Origin of the sequence: Shouchella shacheensis (assembly GCF_001484965.1) — a bacterium.
GTDB classification, from domain to species: Bacteria; Bacillota; Bacilli; order Bacillales; family Bacillaceae_D; genus Shouchella; species Shouchella shacheensis.
Genome location: NZ_LLYY01000055.1, coordinates 1 through 11,659 on the forward strand (window position 1 = coordinate 1; position 11,659 = coordinate 11,659).

At 48.9% G+C, this 11,659-nt stretch carries 10 protein-coding genes; 5 read left to right on the forward strand and 5 right to left on the reverse strand.

Translation table 11 applies throughout. From position 1 onward, the window contains the following. Positions 1-181: 181 nt before the first annotated feature. Positions 182-1,159 carry a ketoacyl-ACP synthase III gene (locus tag AVZ68_RS18910; RefSeq protein WP_059106135.1) on the reverse strand — a complete coding sequence of 326 codons (978 nt, stop codon included), beginning with the start codon at positions 1,157-1,159 and terminating at the stop codon, positions 182-184. A 140-nt stretch (positions 1,160-1,299) separates the two neighbouring features. Further along, complete coding sequence (locus tag AVZ68_RS18915) at positions 1,300-2,001, reverse strand: peptidylprolyl isomerase (protein ID WP_245628185.1); 702 nt, start codon at positions 1,999-2,001, stop codon at positions 1,300-1,302. A gap of 143 nt (positions 2,002-2,144) precedes the next feature. Here AVZ68_RS18915 and AVZ68_RS18920 point away from each other — a divergent pair, with 143 nt between their 5' ends. The 5 genes from AVZ68_RS18920 to AVZ68_RS18940 all read left to right on the forward strand — a co-directional run bounded on the left by AVZ68_RS18920 (position 2,145) and on the right by AVZ68_RS18940 (position 7,968). Further along, entirely contained in the window at positions 2,145-3,215 is a 1,071-nt protein-coding gene (locus tag AVZ68_RS18920) for a DUF3900 domain-containing protein (RefSeq protein WP_059106136.1), read from the forward strand. Between the two features lie 121 nt (positions 3,216-3,336). Further along, entirely contained in the window at positions 3,337-4,434 is a 1,098-nt protein-coding gene (locus AVZ68_RS18925) for a CdaR family transcriptional regulator (protein WP_059106137.1), read from the forward strand. A gap of 112 nt (positions 4,435-4,546) precedes the next feature. Next, entirely contained in the window at positions 4,547-5,815 is a 1,269-nt protein-coding gene (locus AVZ68_RS18930) for a GntP family permease (RefSeq protein WP_059106138.1), read from the forward strand. 21 nt (positions 5,816-5,836) lie between these two features. Beyond that, complete coding sequence (locus AVZ68_RS18935; RefSeq protein WP_059106139.1) at positions 5,837-6,979, forward strand: glycerate kinase; 1,143 nt, start codon at positions 5,837-5,839, stop codon at positions 6,977-6,979. Between the two features lie 251 nt (positions 6,980-7,230). Beyond that, entirely contained in the window at positions 7,231-7,968 is a 738-nt protein-coding gene (locus AVZ68_RS18940; protein WP_082676794.1) for an SDR family oxidoreductase, read from the forward strand. 643 nt (positions 7,969-8,611) lie between these two features. On the opposite strand, the gene AVZ68_RS18950 is transcribed toward AVZ68_RS18940, so the two are convergent. The 3 genes from AVZ68_RS18950 to AVZ68_RS18960 form a co-directional block, all read right to left on the reverse strand. Then, entirely contained in the window at positions 8,612-9,085 is a 474-nt protein-coding gene (locus AVZ68_RS18950; RefSeq protein ID WP_059106142.1) for a flavin reductase family protein, read from the reverse strand. A gap of 188 nt (positions 9,086-9,273) precedes the next feature. After that, complete coding sequence (locus tag AVZ68_RS18955; RefSeq protein ID WP_059106143.1) at positions 9,274-10,512, reverse strand: hemolysin family protein; 1,239 nt, start codon at positions 10,510-10,512, stop codon at positions 9,274-9,276. Positions 10,513-10,575: 63 nt separating this feature from the next. Continuing rightward, entirely contained in the window at positions 10,576-11,544 is a 969-nt protein-coding gene (locus tag AVZ68_RS18960; protein WP_059106144.1) for a sodium:calcium antiporter, read from the reverse strand. Positions 11,545-11,659: the final 115 nt, after the last annotated feature.

The window sequence follows — 11,659 nt, forward strand, 5'->3', positions numbered from 1 at the left end:
CGAGCGAGTGGGCGCCGGAGCTAGACAATCCGAAAAGCGCAGGCGGGTCATTTAGAAGCGGAAATTTTGAAGGACTTTCGTTGTCAGGGCTGAAAAAATCTTGACGCTTCTACCCGCCGGAGCTAAACACAAAAAGAGCTTCACTCAGTCCCTTGGTTGACTGATCCGAAGCTCTTTTTGTTTAAATCGTCCACTTAATAATCAACCCAAGATGGGTGAGTCCTCCTCCGAACCCGTAGAGCAAGAGCGTGTCCCCCGTTTGGATCTGCTCCTCTTTCAGACCTAGTCCTAAGGCTAGTGGAATGGAGGCCGAAGAGGTGTTGCCGTAATACTTCATACTCACAAGCGTCTTCTCAATGGAGAGATCTGCCTTTTCGCAAAGCGATTCGATCATTCGCAAATTCGCGCTGTGCGGGACAAACCAATCGACAGTCTCTCGATCCGCTTCCTCTAGCAAAGCTTGGATGCCCACAGGGATGTTCCGCGTGACCCATTTGTAGACTTCCCGACCGTTTTGCACCATTTTGCTTGAATCAATCAGAGGTTCCCCGTCCATGGTTTTCGCAAAGGTGGTCGTCCTGTAGACGTGCTTTCCACCTTCCCCGTTCGTGCCCATATGTGCGGCAAGGAAGCTCGGATTCTCTTCATCGTACTCGACAAGCATAGCCCCTGCCCCGTCTCCAAACAAAATACAGGAAGTTCTATCTGTGTAATCCGTCACTCTGGTGAGTGTTTCCGTTGCCACGACGAGTACTTTTCGGTGCGCCCCAGCACTCACAAGCTGATTCGCTACGTGCAGTCCATAGGTAAACCCAGCGCATGTGGCGTTTAAATCAAAAGCGGCTGTGCTAGGAATTTGAAAATAGTGCTGAATGCGCGCCGCTACGCTTGGGAACGCGTAATCAGGCGTTGTCGTGGCCACGATGATGCAGTCTACATCCTGCACCTCCTTGCTGTAGGCCTCACGCAAGTTTTCAATGGCTTTAAAAGCGAGGTCAGAGGAGAACTCATCCTCGTTTGCTACGCGACGTTCATGCATCCCGGTTCGCTGCACAATCCATTCATCATTTGTATCTACGAGCGTTTCTAGTTCATCATTGGTTAACACATTAGAAGGTACATAGGTGCCTATGGCTGAAATTCGAGCTTTTGAAATCATTGTCTTTCTCCCTCCTTATTCCATCAATTATAACACTTACTTTTAGGAGCTACTACTAAAAACGTCGGTCAAATTGTGACGTTCTTCGCGTAGGGGCCCTGTTGGTCCGTATTCACACTTATAAAAACATCCTCTTCCTCTTAGTCGATTTCTACAGTCATGGAGGAGATGACCGGCGCCTCTCCCTCAACGGGCTGTCCAGCATTTGGACCTTCTTCAGAGACTGGCTCGGTCGCGGCTATTTCATCGACGACCTCCATCCCTTCAACAACCTCCCCAAACGCCGCATAATCGCCATCTAAATGTGGGCTGTCCTCATGCATGATAAAGAACTGGGAGCCGGCTGAATCTGGAGACTGGCTCCGCGCCATCGAAATGATCCCACGCTCATGAGCAAGATCGTTTTCAAAGCCATTGTTGTCAAATTCGCCTTTAATCGAATAGCCTGGACCACCGGTGCCGTTCCCGTCCGGGTCTCCACCTTGGATCATAAAGCCGGGAATGATGCGGTGAAACGTCAGGCCATTGTAAAACTCCTGTTCAATCAACGAAACAAAATTGTCTACGGTGATGGGTGCAACGTCAGGATACAGCTCCATCACGACCTGCTCCCCGGACTCCATCTCCATCGTCACAAGCGGGCGATCTTCAGGGGAGATATCTGCCTCTGGAACACCCTCTTCTCCACTATCCCCCGCTGTTCTCTCATCGTTTGCTTCTTCTGTAGTTTCTTCAGCATCGCTCTCCGGAGAGTCATTTCCCTCCGGTTCTTGCCCACAAGCTGTTAATACAAGCAGCAACATAAGTGGGATCACGCTTAATCTTTTCATTGTTGGTCTCATTGATTTTCTCCTCACTTTAATCGAATACATTATTGTGCTCTTTCATGCTAGCATACCTCAACTCATTTACAAGTAGAAGGATGATTGACGAGGCTCCTCCGTTCTCCTATACTTGATTGATTCATGGATGAGGTGAAACCGCGATGGAATTCAAAGTCAATTTCCTCTCCTTTTACGTCGTCACTGTGGAAGGCAAAGAGGAAGACGCGCTAAAACAATACAAACACTTTCAAACGCTTGATACCGAAGAGTTCGAGCACAGCGAGCTGAAAGATTTCTTGGACGGGGAACTGAAAAAAATCGTGAAGCGCAAGGCCGAACACCACCCTAAATCCGAACAGGTTCCTACCAAAATCGGCCGCTTTATGACAGAGGCTGGGCATCCCCTCGATTCGAATCCCAACTACAATTTATTTGCCCGCACCATCGCCGCTAAGACAAAGGAAGCATTTAAAGAACAAAGCGAAAAATTTGTTCGGACCTATCTTGATACAAGCGCAGTACGCGGGGGTGTATTTCTAGTCGCAAGTGCTGTGCCGAGAAAGTATTTTGACGACCCTTTCGTTTTTATTATGAAATGTGATTTCGAGCCGAAAGTCGCCTCTCTTTCGGATGAATCGAAGCTTATACGGAAAGTGGAGCGCGCGATTACCACGAAAAATATGAAGTCCATTCAATATCCTTATATGATTGAAGAAGGCATGGTTGAAAAAGCGGAAGTCAAAATTCACCAGGCTTCTCATGCGCGTTACTTTGAGGACTTTTTAAACTACGTGGAGTACGGCGATTCAATGCCGGAGATTCTTCGCACGCAGGTTCGCACGATGCTGCATGAGCATGGAGCCGAGAGTTATGAAGAAGCCAGCGAAGAACGGCAGCAGTTTGAAGAGACGATGGATGTATGGGAATCGAGCGAGAAACGCGAGCTTCAGGAACATCTCAATACACATCAAGTGATGGAAGCATCCGCACAGATTGTCGAGCACACACCGGAAGCCGAAGTGAAAGTGAAGCTCGGGGAAACGGAAGTTAAGGCACTGTTGGCGGACTTCGGAGAAACGCTGCACCTAGCAAAAATCGGTGACCGTTACGTCCTCTTAGCGGAAGCGGACCAGCTTTCTTTTGAAAAGGGACGTTCCCCGATTGAATTTTACAAGCCGGAGAGTTTGCATGAAGTGATCGCTCGAATTGAAGGGAAGCAACAACTGCCGTAGACTACCGAATAAGAGAAAGGGCCATGGCTTCTCCCAATATGCCTCTTTCTTTAAGCCAAATTGACACCCCCTCCCTCTCTGGTAGCATAGAAGGAAATCCTCTGTTGAATGGAGCACTTCCATGATAACGAAAGAACTTGCACAGGAAATCGTCTCCCGAACCATGGCAATCATCGACTGCAATGTCAATGTCATGAATCCTGAAGGCATTATTATGGCAAGCGGTCAGCCCGAGCGTCTCTTTGAACTTCATGCTGGCGCCAAAGAAGTCCTTGAAAAAGAAAGAGAAGTAGAAATCTCTGTATCAGAGGCGTCGGACGTAAAGGGGACGAAGCCAGGGATCAACTTGCCCATTCACTTCCAGGGGGAAATTGTCGGTGTGATCGGCATTACCGCTGATCCTGAGGTCATTCGAGGTTTCGGAAAGTTAGTGCAAATGGCTGCTGAGCTGTCACTAAACCAAGCCTATTTAACCGAACAGCTACAGTGGGACAGGCGCTTGAAGGAGGAGCTGGGATGGCAGCTGTTCAGCGGCTCGTTTTCTGATACAACCGCTTTTGATAGACGGGCGCGTGCCGCAGGGTTCGCCATTCCGCTGCCGTCTCGCCCTTGGTATGTCCACATCGATGAACATTCGACACTCGCCACTGAACAACAAATCCACACACTCCTACAGAATGAAGATCAGCTTTTTCGGCTTGAATCTGGCAATTATGTGCTGCTTGAAGCTTATCCAGAAAAAGAAAGGCTCTTGAGGACGTTAGGCCAAGTAGAGGAAGACCAGCCTTTTTCCTTCGCTTCAGGACCCGTTGAGCACCAACTCAGTGACATTCACCGTGGATACGCTCGAGCTCGCTCCACTTGGAAAAGCGGCTCCCTCCTCTCACCAAAAGAACGCGTGTATCGTTTCGAAGACTACCTTCTTGATACTATGATCGTTGAGTGGTCTGAGGGGGAGGACAGTGAGTTTTTTTATAAGCTTTACGAAAAATTAGAGCCATTCAAGGATTTGAGAGAAACCTTGCGACTCTTTTATGCTCATAATGGCGAAACCCAGCGGATTGCGGACGCACTCTTTGTTCACCGCAACACCGTTCAGTACCGCCTTCAAAAGATTGAGGCGCTCACTGGCAAACAACCACGTCGAATCCGTGACCTCCTTGAATTGTATGTGGCTGAACGTATATGGCAAGATAAATGTGCAAACGAACAAAAATAGAAGTATAATTCCTTTTATTTTTGTTCGTTTTTCTAATGCTACCGCCCCTTAAAAGTCAGTACAATGGATGCATTGAAATCGATTACACCGATTTTAATCTTTGGAGGGACCTATGGATATTCAAGTGACAGCACTCGGGGCCCTGATAGGCTTAGCCGTTGCGATTGTGATGATTTTGCGCAAAATCCTCCCTGTCTACGCCTTGCTCACAGGCGCCGTTCTTGGTGGTTTAATTGGCGGCGCTTCCATGACAGAGACTGTTGATTTAATGATCGAGGGCGTCGGCGATATTGCATCCGCGATTCTTCGAATTCTGGCCGCAGGTGTCCTAGCCGGGATCTTAATCGAATCAGGCGGGGCGACAGTAATCGCCAAGAAAATCGTCGGTTGGGTCGGTCATGCCCGTGCCCTTCTCGCCCTAGCTCTGGCGACGATGCTCTTAACAGGCGTCGGCGTTTTCATTGATATTGCCGTCATCACCGTTGCTCCGATTGCTCTTGTGATTGCTAGAGAAGCCAATCTCTCAAGAATGGCGATTCTGCTCGCGATGATCGGGGGAGGGAAGGCCGGGAATATCATGAGCCCGAACCCTAATAACATTGCCGTCGCCGATGCGTTTGGCGTCCCTCTCACCTCCGTCATGGCTGCTGGCATCCTGCCGGCCATCTTTGGGATCGCCGTTACGTATCTGCTTGCCAAACGCCTTTCTGTTAAAGGCACCATGCCGATCAATGATGAAACCGAATTGGCCGCAGAGAATCATTCGATTCGCTTTAGCGCCGCCCTTGTCGCTCCTTTGACCGCCATCGTCTTGCTTGCGCTCAGACCACTCTTTGGCATTGAAATCGACCCTATGGTCGCCCTTCCTCTCGGAGGCCTGCTTGGAGCTCTTGCGATGGGGCAGCTGACAAAGGCTCTTCCTTATATGGTAGCAGGGTTAAATAAGATGGCGCCTATTGCGGTTTTGCTTATTGGTACTGGCGCGATCGCAGGCATTATTTCGAATTCAAGCGTCAGTGTTGTGTTAGTCGATTCATTGGAAGCGCTCGGCCTGCCGTCGTTTGCTCTGGCTCCTGCCTCCGGTATTTTCATGGGAGCGGCCACTGCCTCAACAACAGCTGGTGCCGCTGTGGCTTCAACCGTGTTTAGCTCGACGTTACTGGAACTTGGTGTTTCTGCTCTTGCCGGGGCGGCAATGGTAAGTGCTGGCGCAACCGTGGTGGACCACTTGCCCCATGGTAGCTTCTTCCATGCTACAGCCGGAAGCGTCAACATGGACATTCAAGAACGATTGAAATTAATGCCTTATGAAAGCGCAGTCGGACTCGTACTAGCATTCATTTCAACGCTCATTTTCGGCATCTTTCAGTGGTTTGGCTAATTTGAAAAGGAGTGAATACCTATGAAGAAGATTGTCATTGCCCCTGATTCGTTTAAAGAAAGCTTTAGCGCTCTTGAAGCCGCAGTTGCGATTGAGAAAGGCTTTCGTACCGTTTTTCCTGAAGCCGTCTACGAAAAAATTCCGATGGCTGACGGGGGTGAAGGAACCGTCCAATCCATTGCCGATGCCCTCGGGGCCGAGCAGCGTACATTGACGGTGACCGGCCCTCTCGGCAAACCTGTTCACGCTGTCTATGCCCTTGCCCACACGGAGAAAGTTGCCGTGATTGAAATGGCTGCTGCCTCTGGCCTTCAACTCGTCTCGCCCGAAGCGCGAGATCCGCGGCTGACCACAACATACGGAACGGGGGAGCTCGTCGCCGACGCCCTCGAACAGGGAGCCACGCGGATCATTCTCGGCATTGGTGGCAGCGCGACCAACGACGGCGGTGCTGGGTTTGCCCAGGCGCTTGGCCTCAAGCTTCTCGACGATCAAGGCGCAAACCTCCATTACGGAGGCTCCGCCCTTAAGCAGCTTGCTAGGATTGACACCGAAGACGTGCACCCCAAGCTGAAAGAAGCAACGATTGAAGTGGCCTGTGACGTTGACAATCCTCTTCTTGGTGAGCGCGGCGCGGCAGCTGTTTATGGACCACAGAAAGGCGCAGACGCTGCCTGCATTGAAGAACTCGAGGCCGCTCTGACTCACTTTGCTGACATCATTGAAAAGGCCCTCGGCAAAGACGTCCGCCACACGCCCGGTTCTGGCGCCGCTGGCGGATTCGGCGCGGGATTGCTTGGCTTTTTTGACTCCCGCCTCGCTTCCGGAGTGACGCTTATTTTGGAGTCGACGCGTTTTGCCGAGAGAGTGGCCGGGGCTGATCTCGTCATTACCGGCGAAGGACGCATCGACCATCAAACCCCGTTCGGAAAGACACCCATTGGTGTAGCGAAGGCTGCCAAACAAGCCGATGCCCCCGTGATTGCCATTGCCGGGCAGTTAGGAGAAGGGCACGAAGCCATCTTTGAAAACGGGATCGACGCGGCCTTCTCTCTTGTTCCAGGTGCCATTTCTCTGGAGGATGCGTTCTCGAATGGGCTTCACTATTTAGAGGGGACGGCTGCTAGCATCGCAAGGACAGTAAGCATTGGTTTGCGTTCGTAAGTATTTTGCAAATGAACATACACGTTTCACAATAGTAACCCAAGCCTTGGAGTACGCCGCTCCAAGGCTTGGGTTTTAGTTAGTAAGCAACCTGCTTTGACTCGTTGCCTCCTTCTCCCTTCCATGACATGAAATAGCCATGCCATTCTAGAGATCGCGAAAATTTGCCTTAAACTAACCGGCGCCGACATGTTTTAAACTTACGCCGAGTGGGAATTGATCCAATATCGATCAAAAAAGGAGTGTTTCACTTGGCTATAGAAGGGAAAGTCGTCGTCCTCACTGGTGCATCTAGTGGGATTGGCGAATCAACAGCAAAAGAACTAGGAAGCAAAGGCGCCAAACTTGTCTTAGCTGCTAGACGTGAGGAACGGCTGCAGCAACTGCAAGATGAACTTAAAGATCAAGGCATAGACGCTGTGTTCAAAAAAACAGATGTCAGCTCTATGGAGGAAATGGACACGCTTATTTCTTACGCCATTGAGACTTATGGCCAAGTCGACGTCCTTATCAACAACGCTGGCCTAATGCCGCTCTCCAACTTAAGCAAGCGCAAAGTAGAAGAATGGGATCAAATGGTTGACGTGAACATCAAAGGGGTCCTGTACGGCATAGGTGCTGTCTTGCCCCATATGAAAGAGCGCAAATCGGGACATGTGATTAATATTTCCTCGGTTGCCGGTCATGAAGTCATGCCGGGCGGTGCGGTCTATTGTGGGACGAAATTTGCTGTTCGCGCCATCACCGAAGGCTTACGAAAAGAAGAATACGAGAACAATATCCGAACAACCAATATTTCCCCAGGCGCCATCGATACGGAACTGACGGAGCATATTACCGATGATACCTCTAAGGAAATGGCCGACTCTCTTTATGAAGCTGCTATTCCAGCAGATAGCATTGCACGAGCCATTTCTCACGCCATCGGAGAACCTGAAGACGTGGCGACGAACGAAATAATCATTCGTCCAACCGCTCAAGGTTTGTAAGACGGATACGCCAGCACGGGAAACAAGCCTTTGAGGAGACGCCCTCAAAGGCTTGTTTTTGCTTTAAGTTTCGCTTGTTTCATTTAAGAAGCTCAGTGTGACGGAAAAGCAGAACGTATCAAAGAAACAGAGCGTGCGGCCGTCAGTTGGCACGCCATCGTCCGCTTATCGTTGACCCCTTTCTCCTCTACCTCTAACGAAACTTCGCCCACCCTCCAATTATAGCTCTACTTTTCTACATTTTTCCCTAGCATGATTCTAATGAATAGTTCATACCTATCTAAAGGATTGGACAACTTTTCTCGGAGGAGGCGCCACCATTTTATTTCTTGTGCTTAGACACGTATATAACGCCATCGCTGGCATTCTCATTTTGCTCATTTGTCTGGCGCTTAGCGCAGGGATCGGATTGGCAGATGACACTGAGTTTCGCCCTCTATATCTCCTTCCTTTTCTCGTATGGACCGTAGGATTTACGTTGCAATTTTGGAGAAAGACTCATTTCTTGGGGCTAGTTCTCACTCTCTTGCCACTCGTTTATTTGCTGTGGTTGTTTTTGTTCGGATGAAAAAATCCCCCCGGTGCACTTTTCAAAGTGTTCCGAGGGGATCTTCCTCCGTAAAAAGTACTGGGGAAGGGTCATTTAGTTCCCGTCTGCTAGCTGAATATCGTAGTATTTTCCCGAAAAATAAGCGAGCGGATCGCCATCAGCGACCGCAATATCACGTACACGCCCAATGTAAAGCGTGTGATCCCCTTGGACACTTGTGTTGTGAACGTCACAGGCAATAGTCGCTATCGCTCCGTCAATGACGGGCATTCCATCAAAAGAAGCAAATGTGAAGCCTTCTTCTTTCTTAATCTGCCCTGCAAAGTGCATAGAAATGTCCTCTTGCCCTTTAGCCAGGAGGCTGACAGCAAACGTGCCAGTCTGGTCCACCATTGGCTTGAACTTTGCTTTATTGGCAATCGAGACTAAAATAAGTTGTGGATTGAGCGAGACCGACATAAAGGCGTTGGCGGTCATTCCATGATACGCGCCATCCACCTCCGTCGAAATAACGGTCACTCCTGTCGCAAACTTACTCATAGCCGTTCGAAATAGACGATCATCCATTCCGTCTCCTCCCTTCCCCTTCATCACTAGTATACACCCGAAGCTTGTTTCAGATCACAAAGGCCGTTCGAAATTCTCACCTCTTTTTCTAGCATTCCAGCTGGCCACATGTCAAGCAAAACGTAATAGAAAAGCGCGGGGCGGGTCGCTTCTACTCGCCGGAGCTAGACAAAAAAACCGAGAAGACTTTATGCCTCCTCACGTTCATTTTTTGTAATCTGCACTCTTTTTACTTTCTTCTCATCCACGTCGAGAACAACAAACGTTAAATTCTCATACTCGTAGATCTCCCCCACAGCCGGGAAATAACCGAGCTGAGTCAGAAGAAAGCCAGCCAAAATGTCCTCGTCCTCGGGAATATCCGTTTTGAAAATCGAGTTCAGTCTATGTAACGTGATTTTGCCGTGGCAGATCATTTCAGTGTCTGTCACTTTCTCAATCAATACATCACTTCCGAAATCGGTCTCATCTTCAATCTCTTGGCCAATCATCGCTTCAATAATATCCTCATGGCTAATGATGCCTTCTGTTCCTCCGTACTCGTCAAGCACAACTGCCAGGTGCTTGCGTTCTTGCAACATCTTACGAAACACCCATTCAATCGAGTGAAACTCAAAAACAATTAATGGGTCCATATCACTGAAGGACTTCAGGTCTTTCTCTGGTTCCAACGACCAGGAAATTAAAAATTTCGAATGAAAGACGCCAATAATATTGTCCATGTCATCCTTAAAGACCGGGTATCTCGTAAAGCGGTTCCCGATGACAATGTCTCGTGCCTCTTCAAAACTCGAGCCTGAAGGAATTCCTTCGATGTCCACCCTCGGCGTCTTTAGGGCATCCCTGACATTTAAGTCACGAAAATCAAGAATTCCTTTTATACGGTGCGTTTCTTCATTTTCAAATGTACCTTCCGTGTGGGCAATATCCACCATGTAGCGAAGTTCCTCTTTGGAGATCGATGCTCGCTCCTCGTCCCCTCGTGAAAGGAGTTTAATCACTATACCTGTAAAGCCATTTAACAAAAATGTCAGCGGCTTAAAAAGAGTAACCACTCCACGAATCACAGGGTAGACAATATACGCAATTCGGTCCGGAAAGGTCGCCGCTACAGACTTAGGAAGCACTTCTGCGAAGATGATAATGGTAACAGTTAAAGCGCCTGTCGCAAGAGCCACGCTGATTCCGTAGTCAATCGCCACCATCGTCACTAACGTCGGTAGTAAGATGTTTGAAATGTTGTTGCCAATTAATATCGCAGTGATGAATTCATCCGGTTTCGAAACAAGGTGATACAGCTTTTCCGATTTCTTGTCATGGTTCGCTGCCTTTGTTTGCAGTCTCATTTTATTCGTTGCCGTAAGTGCCGTTTCGCTTCCGGAGAAAAAGAGCGACACTAGTAGGCAAGCGATGATTGCGAAAATCACGGGCAGAGCCCTCCTGTTTAACAGATGTAAAATAAGAATAACAAACTCAACGTCGCATCGCTATTAATTCGCCTGAAAAATTAAATAGGCACATGCGAAATAGAGGCCAATGACTAGAAAGGAAGGAACAAGGCTATACGTGGACCTCTTTCGTTTCACTGCATAAATCACCAGCAATGAAAGGACGATAATGCCAATCGTTGAAATAAAATTTGCTCCGCTTGCAGCTGCTAACAACGGACCAGGGGAATAAAAAACGTCCCCTACAAGGAGTAGCGTCAAATTAAATAAGTTGCTTCCCATAATGGAGCCAACGGCTAAATCTGACTGCCTTAGCCTAAGCGCGGCCACTACTACCGCAATCTCCGGAAGCGAGGTGGAACCAGCGATTAAAAAGCTACCGACAAAGCTTGAACCAAGACCCGTTTGCACGGCGATTTGATCCCCTAAAAACGTCAAAGCCGTCCCTCCAATTAAAATGACAACAGCCGCGATGCCAAACCGCACTTGCGCCGCTCGCAAACTTAGTTGAGGGCTTTGGGCCTGCTTTTTTTCCTTTGGCTCCGATGCTTGCGTTCGCTTATTGATCAAGTATAGTCCTACTCCATAAACCACACAGATGATCAGAACATCGACACTTACACCAAAAACAGACCATGTGATTTCTAAGAGCAAGCTAGCAAGGATGATGAGCGACATACAAATAACGAGCAGGGACGTGTAGACATGTGAATTCCTTGCATGGGAAAACATGGTTCTCCTTCGAAAGGCAATGTCCGCCCCAGCAAGGATAAGCAGGTTATATAAATTGCTCCCGAGCACATTCCCTACCGCTAAATCCGGATTTTCAATCAACCCTGCTGTTACGATGGATGTTAGCTCAGGCAGCGACGTCGCCCCCGCGAGCAAGATGGTCCCGACCATCAGACCGCCAATGGCGCTTTTTTCACTAATGACATCTGCGTATGCAGATAACTTGATAGCGGCAAACACCGTCCCCGCTGCCGCAACGATAAAAAGGATGTAGACCATCCTCTTCCCCCCTTCCGCATCATGTTAATTATTTTAGTATGAGCATTGGATGCTGATGCTACTCATACAATACCGAAATGCGCAGGCGCCCTGCTCACGAGCGACAAGTTCTGGA